The organism is Streptomyces geranii (assembly GCF_002954775.1).
Lineage (GTDB): Bacteria > Actinomycetota > Actinomycetes > Streptomycetales > Streptomycetaceae > Streptomyces > Streptomyces geranii.
On sequence record NZ_PJME01000009.1, the window covers coordinates 129,480 to 149,765 of the forward strand.

General features: G+C 70.2%; 18 protein-coding genes. 16 read left to right on the forward strand and 2 right to left on the reverse strand.

Annotation, left to right across the window (positions count from 1 at the left end; translation table 11 throughout):
- Window positions 1–441 precede the first annotated feature (441 nt).
- The 6 genes from CW359_RS15745 (at window position 442) to CW359_RS15770 (ending at window position 7,399) form a co-directional block, all read left to right on the forward strand.
- Window positions 442–1,722, forward strand: a complete 1,281-nt coding sequence (locus CW359_RS15745) for an MFS transporter (RefSeq protein WP_105970558.1) — start codon at window positions 442–444, stop codon at window positions 1,720–1,722.
- A gap of 192 nt (window positions 1,723–1,914) precedes the next feature.
- A complete protein-coding gene (locus CW359_RS15750; RefSeq protein WP_105970559.1) occupies window positions 1,915–3,129 on the forward strand; it encodes a fatty acid desaturase in 1,215 nt (404 codons plus the stop codon).
- 43 nt (window positions 3,130–3,172) lie between these two features.
- Complete coding sequence (locus CW359_RS15755; RefSeq protein WP_105970560.1) at window positions 3,173–3,667, forward strand: cobalamin-dependent protein; 495 nt, start codon at window positions 3,173–3,175, stop codon at window positions 3,665–3,667.
- Window positions 3,664–5,061 carry a methylaspartate mutase gene (locus CW359_RS15760; protein WP_105970561.1) on the forward strand — a complete coding sequence of 466 codons (1,398 nt, stop codon included), beginning with the start codon at window positions 3,664–3,666 and terminating at the stop codon, window positions 5,059–5,061. The genes CW359_RS15755 and CW359_RS15760 overlap by 4 nt, the downstream gene beginning before the upstream one ends.
- A 21-nt stretch (window positions 5,062–5,082) precedes the next feature.
- Window positions 5,083–6,048, forward strand: coding sequence for a quinone oxidoreductase family protein (locus CW359_RS15765; RefSeq protein WP_105970562.1), 966 nt, complete (start codon window positions 5,083–5,085; stop codon window positions 6,046–6,048).
- Between the two features lie 70 nt (window positions 6,049–6,118).
- Complete coding sequence (locus tag CW359_RS15770) at window positions 6,119–7,399, forward strand: ATP-grasp domain-containing protein (protein ID WP_105970563.1); 1,281 nt, start codon at window positions 6,119–6,121, stop codon at window positions 7,397–7,399.
- 39 nt (window positions 7,400–7,438) lie between these two features.
- On the opposite strand, the gene CW359_RS15775 is transcribed toward CW359_RS15770, so the two are convergent.
- Window positions 7,439–7,771, reverse strand: coding sequence for a DUF427 domain-containing protein (locus CW359_RS15775; RefSeq protein WP_105970564.1), 333 nt, complete (start codon window positions 7,769–7,771; stop codon window positions 7,439–7,441).
- A 50-nt stretch (window positions 7,772–7,821) separates the two neighbouring features.
- On the opposite strand from CW359_RS15775, the gene CW359_RS15780 reads away from it, so the two are divergent.
- From CW359_RS15780 to gatB, 9 genes are all read left to right on the forward strand, one after another.
- On the forward strand, window positions 7,822–8,361 hold the full coding sequence (locus CW359_RS15780) for an LOG family protein (protein ID WP_105970565.1): 540 nt from the start codon (window positions 7,822–7,824) through the stop codon (window positions 8,359–8,361).
- Between the two features lie 38 nt (window positions 8,362–8,399).
- Window positions 8,400–9,098: an SDR family oxidoreductase gene (locus CW359_RS15785; protein ID WP_105970566.1), complete on the forward strand. Its 699-nt coding sequence runs from the start codon at window positions 8,400–8,402 to the stop codon at window positions 9,096–9,098.
- A gap of 178 nt (window positions 9,099–9,276) precedes the next feature.
- Window positions 9,277–10,278, forward strand: coding sequence for a methionine synthase (locus tag CW359_RS15790; RefSeq protein WP_105970567.1), 1,002 nt, complete (start codon window positions 9,277–9,279; stop codon window positions 10,276–10,278).
- Window positions 10,279–10,293: 15 nt separating this feature from the next.
- Window positions 10,294–12,507, forward strand: coding sequence for an NAD-dependent DNA ligase LigA (gene ligA / locus CW359_RS15795; protein ID WP_105970568.1), 2,214 nt, complete (start codon window positions 10,294–10,296; stop codon window positions 12,505–12,507).
- Between the two features lie 218 nt (window positions 12,508–12,725).
- Entirely contained in the window at window positions 12,726–15,080 is a 2,355-nt protein-coding gene (locus CW359_RS15800; protein WP_105970569.1) for a putative bifunctional diguanylate cyclase/phosphodiesterase, read from the forward strand.
- A 117-nt stretch (window positions 15,081–15,197) separates the two neighbouring features.
- Window positions 15,198–15,494, forward strand: a complete 297-nt coding sequence (gatC, locus tag CW359_RS15805) for an Asp-tRNA(Asn)/Glu-tRNA(Gln) amidotransferase subunit GatC (RefSeq protein WP_003966094.1) — start codon at window positions 15,198–15,200, stop codon at window positions 15,492–15,494.
- 5 nt (window positions 15,495–15,499) lie between these two features.
- Entirely contained in the window at window positions 15,500–17,002 is a 1,503-nt protein-coding gene (gene gatA, locus CW359_RS15810; protein ID WP_105970570.1) for an Asp-tRNA(Asn)/Glu-tRNA(Gln) amidotransferase subunit GatA, read from the forward strand.
- Window positions 16,999–17,241 carry a hypothetical protein gene (locus CW359_RS15815; RefSeq protein ID WP_105970571.1) on the forward strand — a complete coding sequence of 81 codons (243 nt, stop codon included), beginning with the start codon at window positions 16,999–17,001 and terminating at the stop codon, window positions 17,239–17,241. Before gatA ends, CW359_RS15815 begins: the two co-directional genes overlap by 4 nt.
- A 16-nt stretch (window positions 17,242–17,257) precedes the next feature.
- A complete protein-coding gene (gene gatB, locus CW359_RS15820) occupies window positions 17,258–18,775 on the forward strand; it encodes an Asp-tRNA(Asn)/Glu-tRNA(Gln) amidotransferase subunit GatB (protein ID WP_105970572.1) in 1,518 nt (505 codons plus the stop codon).
- Between the two features lie 104 nt (window positions 18,776–18,879).
- On the opposite strand, the gene CW359_RS15825 is transcribed toward gatB, so the two are convergent.
- Window positions 18,880–19,665, reverse strand: a complete 786-nt coding sequence (locus CW359_RS15825; protein ID WP_105970573.1) for an SAM-dependent methyltransferase — start codon at window positions 19,663–19,665, stop codon at window positions 18,880–18,882.
- Between the two features lie 191 nt (window positions 19,666–19,856).
- Here CW359_RS15825 and CW359_RS15830 point away from each other — a divergent pair, with 191 nt between their 5' ends.
- Window positions 19,857–20,153 (forward strand): hypothetical protein, encoded by a 297-nt coding sequence (locus tag CW359_RS15830; RefSeq protein WP_105970574.1) that lies wholly within the window; start codon window positions 19,857–19,859, stop codon window positions 20,151–20,153.
- Window positions 20,154–20,286: the final 133 nt, after the last annotated feature.

Sequence of the window (20,286 nt, forward strand, 5' to 3'; positions counted from 1 at the left end):
TACCGGAGACCCTTGCACTCGGACCGCACCGACCGGGTAGTGTCCATCGGTCGTCCGAGCACCTCGAAAGTATGCTGCACCGCTCGGCCAAGTACTGTGAACAGTCGATGAAATGGCGTCAAGAACCTGGGAGGCGATCAGGTTCCGGCGCCATCCTCTAGGGGTCGTCTTCGGCCACTCCGAAGAGGAAGAAGCGGAACGGGGGCTTGAGTGAACAATCAACCGGCGGGTGTTTTCCGGCCAAGAGGGCGCGGAATTGCGCCTTTCTGCCGGAGCACACCGGACCCACCGGCCGGCCAGGCCCAACGACGGCCCGCGCCATGGCCGGATCCAGCGCACGGGTAGGTCTCCGGGAGCCCCCCACCCGCTCCCGCCCCGCCCACGCGCACCCCTTTCCCTCTGCTCTCGCCGCCTTCACCGACCCCACCGGACGAACGGATCATGCGACCCGACTCCCCATGGCGGACAGCCGACTTCCGCACGCTGTTCACCGCATCCGCGCTCAGCCAGCTGGGCAGCAACGTCAGTTACGTCGCCGTACCCCTGGTCGCCGTGGCCGCACTGGACGCCGGACCGGGCCAGGTCGGCGCCCTTGCCACCCTGAGCACGATCGCCTTCCTGGTCATCGGCCTGCCGGCCGGTGCCTGGGTGGACCGGCTCAGTCACCGCAGGGTGCTGATCGCCGCCGACCTGTGCCGCGCCGCGCTCTACGCCTCCGTGCCGCTCGCCTGGTGGCTGGACGCGCTCACGCTCGGCCAGCTCTACGCGGTCGTCCTGCTCAGCGGCTGCGCGACCGTGTTCTTCGACGTGGGTTCACAGAGCGTGCTGCCCCAACTGGTCGGCAAGGAGGCACTGGTTCAGGCCAATGCCGACATCAACACGCTGATCGCCGCGGGCAACGTCCTGGGCCGCAGCGCGGGCGGCGGGCTCGTCTCGCTGCTCAGCGCACCGGCGGCCGTGCTGGTCTCGGCCTGTACCTATCTCGCCTCCGGCCTCGGACTCATCGCGATCCGCCGCACTCCACCGGCCGGGAACGCGAAAAGCGGGGCGGGCAACCGGCTTCGTACGCAGATCGCCGAGGGCGTACGCCATGTCTTCGGCAACCGGGAGCTACGGGCACTGGTGCTCACCGCGGCCCTCGCCAACCTCGGCTCGTCCGTCATCAACACCATGCTGCCGATCTGGTTCGTCCGCGAACTCGACCTGCCCGGCGCCGCGTTGGGCCTGTTCTGGGGAGCCGGCGGGATCGGTCTGCTGATCGGCGCCCGCAGCGCACGGCCCATCGCGGCCCGGCTCGGCTTCGGCCGTACGCTCGGTCTCGCCGGGCTCTGTCTGGCCCCGGCCGGCCTGCTCGTGCCGCTGGTCGACCGGGGTGCATGGCTCTATCTGGCGGGCGTGGGCTGGTGTTTGGCCATGTTCAAGGTGGGCATGGACAACGTGCTCGGAGTCAGCCTGCGGCAGCGGATGACCCCAGGCTCGCTGCTCGGCCGGATGAACGCGACGTTCCGGTTCCTGCTGACGGGCGCCCTGGCGGTCGGTGCCGCGATCTCCGGTGTGCTCGGCGAACTCGTCGGCGTCCAGGCCACGTTGTGGGTGGGCGGGGTGTTCGTCTCGACGGCCTTCCTGCCGGTCTTCCTCTCACCGGTCCGGGCTCGCAGGGTCCTGCCCGACCCCGTGCCCGAGCCGGCCCGTGCCCAGGACGCACCCACTTCGCCCGCGTGAATTCGCGCGCGCATTAAACACATTCTTCCCGACCGTTGTTCTCTCATTTCTCCAACAAAAGGTTGACCCTGTGGGCGACCGCCTGTCAGGATCAACCACGCACCCAGTCACAGACCTTTCGTGCGCCGATATCCGGACCCGACCGGGCCACCGCATATCAGGCGCCTCAGATCCCTGACCTAGAGGAGTGCGATGGCAGCCATCGACAGTGGCTACCGGACCGAAGGCATCGCCGATTATTCGGACCCCCGCGAAACCATGCGCGCCCTGCCCCGGTTCACCCAGTACCCACTCACCATATTCACCGGAAAGGCGCTGCCCGGACAGGGTTCCATATCCTGGTGGACGCCCGGCTTTCACTTACTGACGGCCTATCTCTCCATGGCTCTCGGCGTCGCCGCCGGCTGCACCGGACTCGCGCTGGGCGGCGCCTGGCTGCTGCTGGTGCCGGTCGGCTGGGCCGTCACCCTGCACGGCATGCGCAACCTGCGCATGATGGTCTACCACCAGTGCTCGCACCGGAACATGTACCGCAGACGACGCCTGGACACCGCGATCGGCCGGCTCACCTCCAGCGTCCTGGTCATCCAGAACTTCGTCCGCTACAGCCGCGAACACGTCAGCGACCACCACGCCGCCCACCACATGACCCTGCGCGACCCCACCGTCCAGGCCTTCCTGGTCAGCCTGAACCTGCACCCCGGGATGACCCGCCGGCAGATGTGGCTGCGGGTCCTCGGCAAGCTGGTGTCGCCCTGGTTCCATCTGAACTTCCTGGTGGCCCGCGCCCGTTCGTTCTGGCACGGCTCGGCGCGCACCGAGAAGGCGTCCTTCCTGGTCCTCTACACCACCGCGGTCACGGCCACCGTCGCCACCGGCACCTGGCCCGCCCTGCTGATCGTCTGGTTCGTCCCGCTGATCCCGCTCTTCCAGGTCAGCAACACCCTGCGGCTGTGCGTCAAGCACACCTTCCCGAGCCGGGACCTCGCGATCAGGCGCGGCAAGGAGTACTTCGGCGGCCTCACCAACGCCATCTTCATCGGCGAGGCGGCCCCCACCCCCGAACTGCCGCCGCTGCGGAGGGCCGCGGCCTGGGGGGTGTGGTCCCTGCGGATGCTGTTCGTGCACGCACCGGCGCGCTATCTCGTCCTCACCGGCGACACCGTCGTCCACGACTTCCATCACCGGTATCCGGCGACACCGCAATGGCCGAACTACATTTTCGAACGCCAGGCGGACCTGGAGAAGGGCAGCCCCGGCTGGCCGCCCTACACCCATGCCTGGGGCCTCGTACCCGCGATCAATCTGGTCTTCGACTCGCTCTCCGCGGCCGACCCGGAGGAATTCAATGTCGCGCGCCTTCGCGAGGTCAGCAAACGGGAACTGTTCGCCGCGTTCGACGACTGAACACCATTCCCACGATTCCGTCCGAAGATCCCGGGGGCTCACCATGCGGCAGAACGAAGAAAAAGCAGGAAAAGAAACAGCGGGAAAAGGAAAAGCGGGAAAAGAAGCAGAGGTTCGTACGGTAATTCTCGGGGTGGCGGCCAGTGACAGTCACGTCGTGGCCAATCACCTCATCGCCCACGCGCTGCGCGCCGAAGGATTCCAGGTCGTCAATCTCGGCGCCTGCACCTCGGTCGCCGAATTCGCCGAAGCACACGCCGACCACCCGGACGCCGAGGCCGTCATCATCGGCAGCCTCAACGGCCACGCCCACGCCGACCTCCAGGACCTGCCCACCGCCCGCGCCGCAGGCCGGCTCGGCTGCCCGGTGATCCTCGGCGGCAACCTCTCCGTCGGCAGCTACAAGGGCGCCGCCGACCACGAGCGGCTCTACGCGCTCGGCGTCGACGTCGTCCTGTCCGACCTCGACGAACTCTCCCTGGTCCTCGACGAGTTGCGGGCCCGCCGCACGACGGCGGCCCCGGTCGCCGCCTCATGAGCGGCGACACTCCCGAGCCGCTCCCCGAACTCGCCGAATCCGTCGCCTACGTACGGCAGTTGGGGAAACCCACCGTCGCTGAGGTGCTCGGGGCCGCGCGGGCGGCGGGGCGGCTCGCGCTGCAACCCAGGTGCGGGGTCGGCTCGCACGCCCAGATGACGACCCTGCTCCAGGACCTGGAGCGACACGCCAGGCCCGACATCCTCACGCTCACCATCGACTCGTACACCCGGCTGAAGCAGTTCGACAGCGCCCGCCGGGTTCTGGAGCGCAACCCGGCCGACCTGAACGGGTATCCGCTGGTCACCCACGGCTGGGTGAAGGGGCGTCAGCTCAACGAGGCGGTGGCCGCGCCGCTGGAGATCCGGCACGGGACGCCCGACGCACGGCTGCTGTTCGAGGTGACGGTGGCGTCCGGCATCACCTCCTTCGAGGGCGGCGGGATCTCGTACAACCTGCCCTACTGCAAGGACGTCCCGCTCGCCGAGTCGCTCGCCGCCTGGCGGGACGTGGACGCCCGGTGCGGTGAACTGGCCCGGCACGGACTGGTGGTGGACCGCGAGACCTTCGGCACCCTGACCGCCGTACTCGTGCCGCCGTCCATCTCCCTCGCGATCAGCGTCCTTGAGGCGGTGGCGGCGGCGCGCGAGGGCGTGCGCTGCATCTCCGTCGCCTATCCGCAGGGTGGCCACTTCGAGCAGGACGTGGCCGCCCTGCGCGCCATCCCGCGCCTCGCGGCCCGCTATCTGCCCGACGACGTCGAAGTGCACGCCGTGCTCCACGAGTTCATGGGCGTCTTCCCGAAACTGCGGCCCCACGCCGAGGACCTCATCCTCTACGGCGCCCTCGTCGCCCGGCTCGGCGGCGCGAGCAAGCTGATCAGCAAGACCTACCAGGAGGCGCACGGCATCCCCGACACCCGCGCCAACATCGACGGACTGCTGCTCGCCTCGCGCGCCAACTCCCCCCTCCTGGACTTCATCAAGCTCGACGAGGACCGCATCGGCACCGAACTGGAGTGGATCCTGCGGGAGGTGGCCGAGATCGTCGAACCGATCCTCTCGACGAGCGATCTGCACAAGGAGATTCCGGCCGCGTTCGCGGAGGGACGGCTCGACATCCCGTTCAGCGCGAGCCGTTCGGCACGCTCGGCGGTCATTCCGCGCCGGGCGGGCGACGGTGCCATACGCTACTTGGCCTCGGGTTCCCTGCCCTTCTCCGACCGCACGCGCAGGCGCAACGAGCAGACGCTCGCCGTGGGCGGAGGGTCCCGGCTGGGGGACATGGTGAAGGGGCTGACGTCCGACATCAACTATTTCCTCGGCGTCTTCGGCGAAAGCACCAGCGCGAGCACCAGTACCAGCACAAGTACCAGTACAAGCACGAGCACCTGACCCAGGAGTGGGAAGAGAACCATGCAGTCCATCCGCGTCACCCGGCCCGGCGGCCCGTCCGAACTCCGCCTGGAGCAGACCGAGTCGCCGGTCCCCGGCCCCGGTCAGGCACTGGTCCGCAACACCGCCGCAGGCGTCAACTACATCGACGTCTACTACCGCGACGGCACCTATCCCGCCGAACTCCCGTTCACCCCGGGCCAGGAGGCCGCCGGTGTGGTCGAGGCGGTCGGCGAGGGCGTGAGCGGGTTCGCGCCGGGTGCGCGGGTCGCGTACGCCTCCCAACTGGGCGCCTACGCCGAGTACACGGTGGTCCCCGAGGCCAAGCTGATCCCGGTGCCGGACGGCGTCGACCTCACCGAGGCCGCCGCGGTGACCCTCCAGGGCCTCGCCGCGTACTACCTCACCCACGAGACGCACCCGGTCGCCAAGGGCGACACCGTGGTCGTCCTCGCGGCGGCGGGCGGTCTCGGCCGGCTCCTGGTCCAGCTGGCGGCGGCGCGCGGGGCGACGGTCGTGGCGGTCGCCTCGACCCCCGAGAAGCAGGCGGTGGCCCGCGAGGCGGGCGCCCACCACACTTTCGGCTACGACGAATTCGACGTCGCGGTAAGGAATGTGACGGACGGTCAGGGCGCGCAGGTCGTCTACGACTCGGTCGGCGCCACGACCCACCTCACCAGCCTGCGCAGCCTCGGCCGCCGGGGCACGCTCGCCCTGTGCGGGCTGTCCAGCGGTCCCGTGCCACCGCTGGACATCGAACTCCTACGGGGCGGCGGCTCGTTGTTCCTGACCCGCCCCACGATGAAGGACTACGTGTACGACGCCCGGACCCTCCGCGCGGCAGGCGGCGCCGTCTTCGAGTACCTGGCCGCCGGGGTGCTGAGGCCGCTGATCCACGCGGAACTCCCGCTCGCCGACGCGGCCGAGGCACACCGCCTGCTGGAGAGCCGCGCCACGACGGGCAAGCTCCTGCTGACCACGTCCTGAGCGCGGACACGCCTGCGCACAGGCCCCAAAACCCCACCACCGCAAGCAACTTCACCACCCGGGAGCAGACATGGCCGAGGCGAGCAGCCCTCACCTCCTCTTCGTCGGCGGCGCAGGAGACGCCACCCTCGCCGTGGACGTCGTCGAGAACGCGCTGCGGCAGGCCCGCGCACGCGGCCTGACCATCCACCTCACCAACCAGGAAGCGACCCTGCCCGCCACCCCCACGGTCAACGCCCTCGCGGACACGGTCTCGGCGGTCGACTTCTCGGTACGCGGCGCCAGCGCCGAATGGGTCCGCGAACGCACCTCGGCGGGCGACCGCTACGAAGTCGTCTTCGGCGTACGGGAGATGGCACAGGAGGCGGTCGCCGAGGTCGCCGACGCGCTCGGTCTGCCGGGCAACGCGCCGGAGGCGGTGCACCGGGTCCGTACGAAGGACGAGGCACGCGCCCATCTGGCCGCCGCCGGATTCCGCCAGCCCCGCTTCCGGGTCTGCGCGACGGAGCCGGAGGCCCGCGGGTTCCTGGCCGGCTCGACCGGCCCCTGGGTGGTGAAGCCGCGCGACGCCATGGGCAGCGAGGGCGTGACGCGGATCGACGGCCCGGCGGAACTGGCGGCGGCACTGGACTTCCTGCCGGCCGGACACGGCGGCGACGACGGCTCCGGCGGCGAAGTCTCCTTCATCGTCGAGGAGTTCGTGGAGGGCACCGAGTACAGCGCGGAGGGCGTCTTCCTCGGCGGCGCCCCGCACATCCTCGCCCTGACCTCGAAGGAACTGCTTCCACCGCCCAACTTCTTCGAGATCGAGTACGTCATCCCGGCGATCCTGCCCGAGCCGACGGCCACCGAGATCGAACGCCAGGTCGAGGCGGCGCTGACGGCCCTCGGCCTGCGCTTCGGCCAGTTCCATGTCGAGCTGTGGTGGACCGAGCACGGCGTCGTCCTGGGCGAGGTCCATGTGCGCAATGCGGGCGGCTGGATCCACCGCATGCTGCCGCACGTCATCCCGGGCCTGGAGTGGTTCGGCCTGGTCTACGACGACGTCCTGGGCAACCCGGTCGACAAGGCGGCCCTGAAGCCCGTACGAGGCTCGGCGATCCGTTTCCTGACCCCGCCGCCGGGACGCCTGCTGGCGATCGAGGGCTGGGACGAGGTGCTGGCCCACCCGGCGGTGCTGCACGCGGAACTGGCGATCACCCCCGGCACCGTCGTCGAGCCGCACCGCTCGGTCGGGAACCGGGTCGGCCACATCGCGGTCGGCGCGGACACCCCGGAGGAGGCGCAGGCACTGGCGCGGAAGCTGGAGGCCGGGGTGCGGTTCGTGACGGAGCCGGTGGAGGAGAAGTAGGAAGTAGCAGGAAGCAGAAGTAGGAGAAACGGTAGGGGACTAGGCGGTCTGCACCTCGTAGAAGCAGAGGTGGTCCTTGATCGACGCGACCTCGGGCTTCGGCTCGGGGTACGCCCAGACGAGGTCGGCGGCGTCCGGGAGGGACCAGTAGGACGCCGTGCCCTTGAAGGGGCAGTACGTGTGGGTCTCGGAGGGCGTCAGCAGGTCGAGGCGGACGTCCTCCGCGGGGAAGTAGTACCGCGGAGGGCAGCCGGTCTCCCGCAGGACGAGGGCCCGCTCGCTCTCGGCGAGCACCTCGTCGCCGTGGACGGCGCGGACGCGGTCGGAGGTCTGCTCGATGGTGATCGTGTGTCCTTGAGCCCTGTCAGCCATACCCGAAAAGCGTTTGGAGGGCCCGGGATGTTCCCGCGTACGGTGACCGCATGAACATCTGTGTCTTCCTCTCCGCCGCCGACCTGGACGACCGCTACACCCGCCCTGCGCGCGAGTTCGCGAAACTGCTGGGCAAGGGCGGGCACACCCTGGTCTGGGGCGGCTCGGACGTCGGTCTGATGAAGGTGGTCGCGGACGGCGTCCAGGAGGCGGGCGGCCGGCTGGTGGGCGTCTCGGTGGAGTTCCTGGCGGCGAGGACGCGGCCGGTCGCGGACGAGATGGTGATCGCGAAGGACCTCGCGGAACGCAAGCGCCTGCTCCTGGAGAAGGCGGACGCGGTCGTCATCATGGTCGGCGGCACCGGAACGCTCGACGAGGCCACGGAGATCCTGGAACTGAAGAAGCACGGCAAGTCGGACAAGCCGGTGGTGCTGCTGAACACCGCGGGCTTCTACGACGGCCTGAAGGAACAGCTCCGCAGGATGGACGCGGAGGGCTTCCTGCCCCGCCCGCTGACCGACCTGGTGTTCTTCGCGGAGGAGGCGGTGGGGGCGCTGGCGTACCTGGAGGAGAGCCAGGGCGTGGCCTGAGCGCCGGGCGGGTGAGCGGGTGAGCGGGTGATGCGAGCATGGCGGGCATGGCTACTCATGTGATCACCGGGGCGGGTTCGGGTATCGGTGCGGCGGTCGCGCGGCGGCTGCACGCGCGCGGGGACGAACTCGTGCTGCACGCGCGTGACGCGGGGCGGGCGAAGGAACTGGCGGCGGAGTTCCCCGGGGCTCGGACCCTGGTCGGCGACCTGTCGGACCCCGACCGCCTGTCCTGGGCGTTCTCGCACCAGACGCTGCCGGACCGGGTGGACTCCCTGCTGCACATCGCGGGCGTGGTGGACCTGGGCCCGGTGGGCGACCTGACCCCCAAATCCTGGCGCCACCAACTCAACGTCAACCTGATCGCCCCCGCCGAACTGACCCGGCACCTGCTGCCCCAACTCCGCCTCTCCCAGGGCCAGGTGATCTTCGTCAACTCGGGCGCGGGCCTGAGCGCGGGGGCGAACTGGTCGGCGTACGCGGCGTCGAAACACGGCTTGAAGGCGCTGGCGGACTCGCTCCGGCAGGAGGAACGGGGCGCGGGGGTACGGGTGACGACGGTGTACCCCGGCCGCACGGCGAGCCCGATGCAGGCGAAGGTGCACCAGCAGGAGGGCAAGGAGTACGACGCGTCGAAGTGGATCGACCCGGAGTCGGTGGCAACGACGATCCTGCTGGCGCTGGACCTCCCTCGGGACGCGGAGATCAACGACGTGACGGTACGCCCGGGCAGCTGACCAGGTCTTTTTCGCCCCCGCCGCCCCTACCCGTTCCCGTCCGCGGGGGCTCCGCCCCCGAACCCCCGCTCCTCAAACGCCGGAGGGGCTGAATACGCAGCCCCCAGGAACGGGATGGGACGGGTCGGGGCGGCGGGGGCGAGAAAACCACGCCCCCCGACTCCGTACGCTTCCCCACGTGAACCCAAACCCCACCTTCGGCCCCGCCACCGGCATCGGTTCCCTCCCCGGCGGTGATGCCCGGGAAGCCGTCAAGGCGGCCACCGGGTCCTTCGAGGACTTCCCCTTCCTCCCCGAACTGCCCGCCCGCGGCCCCGGCGCCGACATGATCGGCCGTACCGCCGGCATGCTCGTCGAGATGTACGCGCGCGTGGAGCCCAGCGGCTGGCGGCTGGGGGACCGCCCGGGGCGGGACACCAAGCGCGCCCGCTCCTGGCTCGGCGAGGACCTCGACGCGCTGGAGGAGTTCACCCAGGGGTACGAGGGCCGGCTCAAGGTCCAGGCCGTCGGGCCCTGGACCCTCGCCGCCGCCATCGAACTCAGGAACGGCGAACTCGCCCTCTCCGACCCCGGCGCCTGCCGCGACCTCGCCGGCTCCCTCGCCGAAGGGCTCCGCCTCCACCTCGACGAGCTGCACCGCCGCATCCCCGGCGCCCAACTCGTCCTGCAACTCGACGAACCCTCCCTCATCGCCGTACTCCGGGGGCAGGTGAAGACCGCCAGCGGCTACCGCACCCACCGCTCCGCCGACCGGCAGGTCGTCGAGGCGACCCTCCGGGACGTTCTCGGCGTGCACTCCGACGGGCCGACCGTCGTCCACTCCTGTGCCCCCGACGTCCCCTTCGCCCTCCTCCGCCGGGCCGGCGCCGCCGCCGTCTCCTTCGACTTCTCGCTTCTCACCGAGCGTGACGACGACGTGATCGGCGAGGCCGTCGAGAGCGGTACGCGGCTCTTCGTCGGTGTCGTGCCGGGGACGGACACCGCATTGTCAGACCCTGCCGGTAGCGTCAGTGGTGTCAGGTCGCTGTGGCGCAGGTTGGGGCTGCGTCCGGGGCTGCTCGCGGAGGCGGTCACGGTCACCCCGGCGTGCGGACTCGCGGGCGCTTCCCCGCAGTACGCACACAAGGCACTCGCCCACTGCGCCCAGGCGGCGAGATCACTCGCGGACAACCCAGAGTAACGGGAGGAAAACACGGTGGCCGGCGAACAGCACGCACAGTCCACATCGGTGCCCGCCGAGGCGCGCGACAGGCACGCCCAGCTCGCCGAGCAGATCGAGGAACACCGCTTCCGGTACTACGTGAACGACGCTCCGGTCGTCAGCGACGCGGAGTTCGACAGGCTTCTGCGCTCACTGGAGGCGCTGGAGGAGGAGCATCCGGAGCTGCGCACCCCCGAGTCCCCGACCCAGAAGGTCGCGGGCGCGTACGAGACGGACTTCGCCTCCGTCGTGCACCGCTCCCGCATGCTCTCCCTCGACAACGCCTTCGACGACCTGGAGTTGGCTGCCTGGGCCGAGCGCGTCCACAAGGACGTCGGCGCCTCCGAGCACCACTTCCTGTGCGAGCTGAAGGTCGACGGCCTCGCCGTCAACCTGACGTACGAGCACGGCCGTCTCACCCGCGCGGCGACCCGCGGTGACGGCCGCACCGGCGAGGACATCACGCCCAACGTCCGTACGATCGCCGAGATCCCCGACCGGCTGACCGGCGACCGCGTCCCGGACCTGGTGGAGATCCGCGGCGAGGTCTACTTCCCGATGGACAAGTTCGCCGAGCTGAACGCCCGGCTCGTCGAGAACGGCGACAAGCCCTTCGCCAACCCCCGTAACGCGGCGGCCGGTTCGCTCCGCCAGAAGGACCCGCGCGTCACCGCCACCCGCCCGCTGCACATGGTCGTCCACGGCATCGGCGCCCTGGAGGGCTTCGACCCGCTGACCCGCCTCTCCGCCGCCTACACCCTGCTGCACGAGTGGGGGCTGCCGACCACGCGGTACGGGAAGGTGGTCGACGACCTCGACGGCGTACGGGAGTTCATCGCGTACTACGGCGAGAACCGGCACTCCGTGGAGCACGAGATCGACGGCGTCGTCGTCAAGCTCGACGAGATCCCGCTGCAGGGGCGGCTCGGGTCCACCTCGCGTGCCCCGCGCTGGGCCATCGCCTGGAAGTACGCGCCCGAGGAGGTCAACACCAAGCTCATCAACATCCGCGTGGGCGTGGGGCGTACGGGCCGCGTCACGCCGTACGCCCAGGTCGAACCGGTCACCGTCGCCGGCTCCGAGGTCGAGTTCGCCACCCTGCACAACCAGGAGGTCGTCAAGGCCAAGGGCGTACTCATCGGTGACACCGTGGTGCTGCGCAAGGCCGGCGATGTCATCCCGGAGATCCTCGGCCCGGTCGCCGACCTGCGCGACGGCACGGAGAAGCCCTTCGTGATGCCCGCCGAGTGCCCCGAGTGCGGTACGCCGCTGCGGGCCATGAAGGAGGGCGACATCGACCTCCGCTGCCCCAACGCCCGCACCTGCCCGGCCCAGTTGAGAGAGCGGCTGTTCTATCTCGCCGGGCGCAAGAGTCTCGACATCGAGAACTTCGGCTATGTGGCCGCCGCCGCGCTCACCAAGCCGCTGGAGCCGTCCGAGCCGCCGCTGCTCGACGAGGGCGACCTCTTCGACCTCACCATCGAGCGGCTGCTGCCCATCAAGGCGTACGTCCTGGACCAGGACAGCGGGCTGCCCAAGCGGGACCCGAAGACCGGCGAGGAGAAGATCGCCACCGTCTTCGCCAACCAGGAGGGCGAGCCCCGGAAGAACGCGGTCTCGATGCTCGCCAACATCGCTGCCGCCAAGGACCGGCCGCTCGCCCGGGTCCTCACCGGGCTGTCGATCCGGCATGTCGGGCCGGTCGCCGCCGAGGCACTGGCCCGGGAATTCCGCTCGATCGAGCGGATCGAGCAGGCCTCCGAGGAGGAGTTGGCGACCACGGACGGGGTCGGGCCGATCATCGCGGCCTCGCTCAAGGAGTGGTTCGCGGTCGACTGGCACCAGGAGATCCTGCGCAAGTGGCGGGCCGCCGGGGTCCGGATGGTGGAGGAGAGCTCCGGCGAGGACGAGGGGCCGCGCCCGCTCGAAGGGCTCACCGTCGTCGTCACCGGCACCCTCGAACACCACACGCGGGACGGCGCGAAGGAGGCGCTGCAGAGCCGTGGAGCAAAAGTGACCGGTTCTGTTTCGAAGAAGACGTCATTCGTGGTTGTGGGTGACAATCCTGGTTCGAAGTTCGACAAGGCCATGCAGTTGAAGGTGCCCGTCCTGGACGAGGCCGGGTTCGCCGTCCTGCTCGAACAAGGACCAGAGGCCGCTGCCGAAGCGGCACTTCCGACCGAAGAGACACTTCCGGCAGAGGAGTAGCGGTTGAAGACCACCCGATCGGCGCATACCAGATGCATACGGGTGGCCGGGTCGCATTCGGGCAACCGTCGACGACCGCTGCCCGTGGAAGCCTTCTGCGGCCTACTGTTGACGTATGCGCCTGCCGTGCCCGGATGTGGTTCGGACGCGGTCCCGTCGGACTTCGGCGGACATCGGACCGCGTGGCGTGGGCACAGCCGGCTGTGAGAGGGACGGGAATGGAACCGACCGATAGCGCCGCCCCTCGTTCAAGGCTGCGCGGAGGCCGGATATCCGGCGCCTGGCGCCGGGGTTCCGCCCTTCTCACCCGCCGCCCCGAACCCGAACCCGGCTGCGAACCGAGTCCGGCCGGTCGCACTGCACGGTTCCTGGAGCGGGCGGGCGTCGGCGGCCGGAGCACCGGACCGGTCGGCGGGAGCGGCCGGAGCGGCACCGGTCGGCGCATCGTCGCCGACAGCCGCGTCTCCGCCCAGATGGCCCCCCAGCTGACGGCCCACCTCTCCGCCGAGGAACGCGCGGCCCGGCTCCACGCCCAGGACCCCGAACGCCAGCTGTCCTGGCCCGCGCTGCCCGCGGCCGTCGTCGCGGCGGGCGGGTTCGTCCTCGGCGCCGGCCTCTACCGCGGCTTCACCGGGCACAACGCGCTCTTCCCCTCCGGCACCGCGGGCTGGGCCCTCGCCGTCCTCACCGGCGTCATCGTCGGCCACCTCGTCGCCCTCGGCCGGGCCCGCTGGTGGGGCGGCACCGGATCGGGCGCCGCCCTCACCCTCGCCGTACTCCTGCTGTACGGCTGGGTCCCGGCCGGCATGGTCAGCCTCACCGTCGTCGTCCTGGTCGGCATAGCCAGGCGCCACCGCTGGCGGCAGGGCATCCTGCACGGCGCGGTGGACATCCTCGGCATCGGCGCCGGGGCGCTCGTACTCGCCGTGTTCGGCCGGGTCCCGTCCGTCGAGACCCCGTGGAACCCGCAGACCTGGAGCGTCTACACCGCGCCCGAGGTGATCCTGGTCGCGGTCACCTACCTCGCGGTCACCCGCACCCTCCTCTGGTATCTGCACACCCCGCGCGGCGGACTGCCCACCGTCGCCCGCTCGGCCCTCGTCAGACAGGGCCTGGTCGCGGTCGCGCTCCTCGCCATCGCACCCCTGATCTGCGTCGTCGCCGTCGCCCTGCCGGTCCTGCTGCCGCTGTTCGCCATCCCCCTCATCGCCCTCGACTCCACCCTGTGGATAGCCAGGGCCCGGGCCGAGGAACAACTGCGCGACCCGCTGACCGGACTGCCCAACAGACAGTGGCTCCTGGAGCGCACCTGGACGGCCCTCGACGATGCCGAACGCATCGACGCAAGGGCCGCGTTGATGCTCATAGACCTCGACCGCTTCCGCTCCGTGAACGACACCCTCGGCCATCTCGCCGGGGACCGCCTCCTCCTCCAGATAGCCGACCGCCTGCGCCTGGCCCTGCCGCGCGGAGCGGAGGCCGCACGGCTCGGCGGTGACGAGTTCGCCGTGTTACTGCCGGTCGTCGACTCCACGACCTCCGCCACCCGCGTCGCCCGCAACCTGGTCACGGTCCTCGGCTCCCCGCTCGACCTCGACGGACTCACCCTCGTCCTGGAGGCCAGCGCGGGGCTCGCCGTCTTCCCGGAGCACGCCCTTGACGCCGAGGGTCTGCTGCGCCGCGCCGACGTCGCCATGTACCAGGCGAAGCGGGACCGTACGGGCGTAGAGGTGTACGAGTCCAAGCGGGACTCCAACACCCCGGACCGCCTCGGCCTGCTGGGCGACCTGCGGCGCGCGCTGGACGCGCACGAGGTCGAGCTGCACTACCAGCCCAAGGTGCGCTTCGACGGACAGGTCGCGGGCCTTGAGGCGCTGGTGCGCTGGGTGCACCCGGAGCGCGGGAAGGTGCCGCCGGACGAGTTCATAGCGATCGCCGAGTCGTCCGGGCTGATGCCCCACCTCACGGAGTACGTGCTGGAGACGGCGCTGGCGCAGGTCGCCAAGTGGCGGGCGCAGAAGCTGTTCGTCCCGGTCGCCGTCAATGTCTCCCCGCGTGACGTCCACACCCCCGGCTTCGCCGGTTCCGTAGCCGCGCGCCTTGCCAGGCACGGCGTACCGGCGGGGTCGCTCCAGCTGGAGATAACGGAACACGTGCTCCTGGAGGACCCGCAGAAGGCGGCGGACACCCTGGCCGCGCTCACCGGGCACGGCGTGAAGATGTCGCTTGACGACTTCGGGACCGGGTACTCGTCGCTGGTGCATCTGCGGCGGCTGCCGGTGAGCGAACTGAAGATCGACCGGTCGTTCGTGGCCCGGCTCGCGGTGGACACCGAGGACGCGGAGATCGTGCGGTGCACGGTCGATCTCGCGCACTCGCTCGGGCTGCTCGTCGTCGCGGAGGGCGTGGAGGACGACGAGACGTGGGAGCGGTTGCGGGATCTCGGGTGTGACGCGGTGCAGGGGTGGCTGGTCGCCGCGGCAATGCCTCCGGAGGAGGCGACGGCGTGGTTGCTGGCGCGGGGGACGCGGGGCTGGCAGCGGCCCCGGGCGGCCCTGCCCGCCGCCGAATAACAGCGGGATCTCCCGCCCGCGCACCCCACCCGTGGCAAACCCGTGCGCGGGGTGGTTCGTCCGCCCCCTAGGATTGGGGCCAAAACCACACCGCAACTCACCCCAGAGGATCGCTGCATGCCTGGCATCACGCGCGAGGAGGTCGCCCACCTCGCACGGCTGGCGCGTCTGGAGCTGAAGGGCGAAGAGCTCGACCACTTCGCAGGCCAGCTCGACGACATCATCGGCGCGGTCGCCCGCGTCAGCGAGGTCGCCGACCAAGACGTACCGCCGACCTCGCACCCGCTGCCGCTGACGAACGTCATGCGCGCGGACGAGGTCCGTCCGTCGCTCACCCCCGCGCAGGCGCTCTCCGGCGCCCCGGCCCAGGAGCAGCAGCGTTTCAAGGTGCCGCAGATCCTGGGGGAGGACTAATCACCATGACGGACCACAGCAGCATCATCCGGCTCACCGCCGCCGAGACCGCCGCGAACATCGCCTCCGGCGTCCTCACGGCCGTCGAGGTCACCGAGGCCCACCTCGCCCGGATCGAGGAGGTCGACGCGAAGGTGCACGCCTTCCTGCACGTCGACCGTGAGGGCGCCCTCGCCCAGGCCCGCGCCGTCGACGCCAAGCGCGAGCGCGGCGAGCAGCTCGGCCCGCTGGCCGGCGTACCTCTCGCGCTGAAGGACATCTTCACCACCGAGGGGATCCCGACCACCGTCGGCTCCAAGATCCTCGAAGGCTGGATCCCGCCGTACGACGCGACCGTCACCCGGAAGCTGAAGGCCGCCGACGTCGTCATCCTCGGCAAGACCAACATGGACGAGTTCGCCATGGGGTCGAGCACCGAGAACAGCGCGTACGGCCCGACCGGCAACCCCTGGGACCTGACCCGCATCCCCGGCGGCTCCGGTGGCGGTTCGTCCGCCGCCCTCGCCTCCTTCCAGGCGCCCCTCGCGATCGGCACGGACACCGGCGGTTCCATCCGCCAGCCCGCCGCCGTCACCGGCACGGTCGGCGTCAAGCCGACGTACGGCGCCGTCTCGCGGTACGGCATGGTCGCCTTCTCGTCCTCCCTCGACCAGGGCGGGCCCTGCGCCCGTACGGTCCTGGACGCCGCGCTCCTCCACGAGGTGATCGCCGGGCACGACCCGCTCGACTCGACCTCGATCGACGCCCCGGTCCCGCCGGTCGTCGAGGCCGCCCGCAACGGCAGCGTCGAGGGCATGCGCGTCGGCGTCGTCAAGCAGTTCCGCGGCGAGGGCTACCAGGCCGGCGTCATCCAGCGCTTCGACGAGTCCGTGGCCCTGCTGAAGGACCTCGGCGCCGAGATCGTCGAGCTGGACTGCCCGTCCTTCGACCTCGCCCTTTCCGCCTATTACCTGATCGCGCCGAGCGAGTGCTCGTCGAACCTCGCCCGCTTCGACGGCCTGCGCTACGGCGTCCGTACGGGCGACGACGGCACGCACTCCGCCGAGGAGGTCACCTCGCTGACCCGCGCGGAGGGCTTCGGCCCCGAGGTCAAGCGCCGCATCATGCTCGGCACGTACGCGCTCAGCTCCGGCTACTACGACGCGTACTACGGCAGCGCCCAGAAGGTCCGTACGCTCATCACGCGCGACTTCGAGAAGGCGTTCGAGTCGGTGGATGTGATCGTGTCGCCCACGACGCCGACCACCGCCTTCCCGATCGGCGAGCGCGCCGACGACCCGATGGCGATGTACCTCGCGGACCTCTGCACCATCCCGACCAACCTGGCCGGCAACTCGGCCATGTCCCTGCCCTGCGGTCTCGCACCCGAGGACGGACTGCCGGTCGGGCTCCAGATCATCGCCCCGGCCCTCAAGGACGACCGTCTTTACAAGGTGGGTGCTGCTGTCGAGGCCGCCTTCGTGGAAAAGTGGGGGCACCCGCTGCTAGAGGAGGCTCCGTCGCTGTGAGCAATGCTCTTTCGAAGGCCAAGGGCTTCAAGAAGTCCAAGTCCGGCACGTACCTGTCCATCGCGACCACCGCGTTCGGTGCCCTCAGCGTCGCCAAGCAGGCCAAGAAGGCCCGCTCGGAGAACGACACGCTGCGCCTCATCGACGCGGCCGTGTCCGCCGCCGCCATCGTCACCGGCCTCGCCATCCTCTACCGCGAGCTGAAGCGGCTGGGCGACGACGACGTCCTGCTGGGCTGAGAGGGAAGTTTTCACCGTGACCACCACGACCGACGAGTTGGTGTCGTACGAGGACGCCCTGGCGACCTACGACCCCGTCATGGGCCTCGAAGTCCACGTCGAACTCGGCACCAAGACCAAGATGTTCTGCGGCTGTTCCACCGAACTGGGCGCCGACCCCAACTCGCAGACCTGCCCCACCTGCCTCGGCCTGCCCGGCGCGCTCCCGGTCGTCAACGCGATCGGCATCGAGTCCGCCATCAAGATCGGCCTCGCGCTGCACTGCGACATCGCCGAGTGGTGCCGCTTCGCCCGGAAGAACTACTTCTATCCGGACATGCCGAAGAACTTCCAGACCTCCCAGTACGACGAGCCGATCGCCTTCAACGGCTACCTCGACGTCCAGCTGGAGGACGGCGAGACCTTCCGTGTGGAGATCGAGCGCGCCCACATGGAGGAGGACACCGGCAAGTCGCTGCACGTCGGCGGCGCGACGGGCCGTATCCACGGCGCCTCGCACTCGCTGCTCGACTACAACCGCGCCGGCATCCCCCTCATCGAGATCGTCACCAAGCCGATCGAGGGCGCCGGTGAGCGCGCTCCCGAGGTCGCCAAGGCGTACGTCGCCGAGCTGCGCGAGCTGATCAAGGCGCTCGGCGTCTCCGAAGCCCGCATGGAGCAGGGCCAGATGCGCTGCGACGTCAACCTGTCGCTGCGCCCGCACGGCCGCGAGAAGTTCGGCACCCGGAGCGAGACGAAGAACGTCAACTCGCTGCGTTCCGTGGAGCGCGCGGCCCGGTTCGAGATCCAGCGCCATGCCGCGGTGCTCAATGCCGGCGGGACGATCATCCAGGAGACCCGGCACTTCCACGAGGACACCGGGTCGACGACCTCGGGCCGCGTGAAGGAGGAGGCCGAGGACTACCGGTACTTCCCCGAGCCGGACCTGGTGCCGGTCGCGCCCTCCCGTGAGTGGGTCGAGGAGATCCGTGGCGGGCTGCCCGAGCTGCCGCTGGTCCGCCGTAACCGGCTGCGCGAGGAGTGGGGCATCAGCGCCACCGACATGCAGTCGATCCTCAACGCCGGTGCGATCGACCTGATCGTCGCCACGATCGACGCCGGAGCCGACGCGGCCTCCGCCCGCAAGTGGTGGATGGGCGAACTCGCGCGCAGCGCCAACGAGTCGGGCACCTCGCTCGACGAACTGGCCATCACGCCCGAGCAGGTCGCCCGGGTCACCGCGCTGGTCACGGCCGGAGACCTGAACGACAAGCTGGCCCGTCAGGTCATCGAGGGCGTCCTCGCGGGCGAGGGCACCCCGGACGAGGTCGTCGAGAAGCGCGGCCTGAAGGTCGTCTCCGACGACGGCGCGCTCAACACGGCCGTCCAGGAGGCCATCACCGGCAACCCGGGCATCGCCGACAAGATCCGCGGCGGCAAGGTGGCCGCAGTGGGCGCCCTGGTCGGCGCGGTCATGAAGGCGACCCGAGGCCAGGCCGACGCGGCCCGCGTCAAGGAACTGATCCTGGAGCAGCTGGGCGTCAGCGAGGGCTGAGCCGAGCGGTGACAGTGACTGAGGGGCGCATCGGGATTCCGATGCGCCCCTCAGCCGTAGACCTGCTCGATCACGTACGAAGGCTGATCACATACGGCAGCTGATCAGGTACGGCGGCCCACGACCCGTACGAAGCCCAGGGACCGGCCCTGGTCGGCGCGCACCAACTCCACCGACTCACGGGCCATGTTCGCCATGAACTCCTCGCTGCTCTCCTCGGCGCAGACCTCGCTCCACAGCAGCCAGTCCCGCCAGCCGTCCGTCAGCCAGTCTGCGGCCTCCACCGTCACGGCGCCGCTCCGGGTCCACTGGCGGCGCCACCAGTCGGCGGAGTGGAACGCCCAGAACCCCGGGTCCCAGAACCGCTTCAGGTGCTCCGGCGGCTCGGCGCCCGCCAACTCCTCGCGCAGGGCCGGTACGACGACACCGATCCGGCCGCCGGGCTTCAACAGCCGGGTGAGGGTGGGCAGATACAGGTCGTTCGTGCCGAAGTACTGATAGGCGTCGATGCTCACGATCGCGTCGAACGACTCGTCGCCGAACGGCAGTTGATGCGCCTCGGCGTACACCGGCAGCACCCGGTCGGCGACGCCCGCCTCGGCGATCCGGCGGGCGTTCTTCGCGGGTTCGATCCACAGGTCGGCGGCGGTGACCTGGACGTCGTACTCCTTGGCGAGGAAGACCGACGTCATGGCCTTGCCGCAGCCCAGGTCGAGCACCCGGGCGCCCGGCGGCAGGGTGTCGAGGCCGAGCGCGGGGGCCAGCCACTCCAGCAGCCAGAGGGCGTGCGGGCCCATCTGGTTGTCGATGGTCCAGCGGGCGTCGTAGCGGCTGCTGCGCGGGTAGTGCGGGTGGTCAAGCCGGTCTGTCCTGGAGGTGATGTCGGACATCGGTGAACGGGCTCCTCGAGTTCTGTGAAGGCGAAGGAAGGGACGCTTCGGAACTCGGTCGGACCTTCAAAAAACGCACCCGCTCGGGTCGCCGGCGAAGCCGGATACGGACAGTCGACAGCCGGACGCTAACAGTGGGCCTCCGCGACCCGCATCCGAATTCTCAGGCGGGCGCGCTACGCTCCCGCGCCATGGACGCGGACATGGATGTGGACGACGAGGAGGAGTACGAGGACGACGGCCTGGACGCCCGGCGGGCCCGCTGGACGGCGACCGGGACCGGGGCCCTGCTGGCCCTCGTCGGGCTCGCCGCCTCGACGCTCCGCTTCACGGGCTCGGCGCCCGTGCTCGTACCCGGCGCGTACGCCTTCGGCGCGGGCGTCTGCGGGCTCGCGTCGGTGCTGGGGGCACGGGGGCGGACCCGGCGGGCGCTGTGGCTGCTGATCGCCGGCGTGATGGTGATGGCACTCGGGGACCAGTTCGACTGAGACGCTTATGCCGTTCTTACTGGGACGACAGAGTTCATCTGATTGTCTTGTGATGTGACTCGCAGTCTTGTGAGTAAGGGCACGAACGTCTCAAACGATCATCACCGCCTGCGACAGTGGTTCGGCATCGACC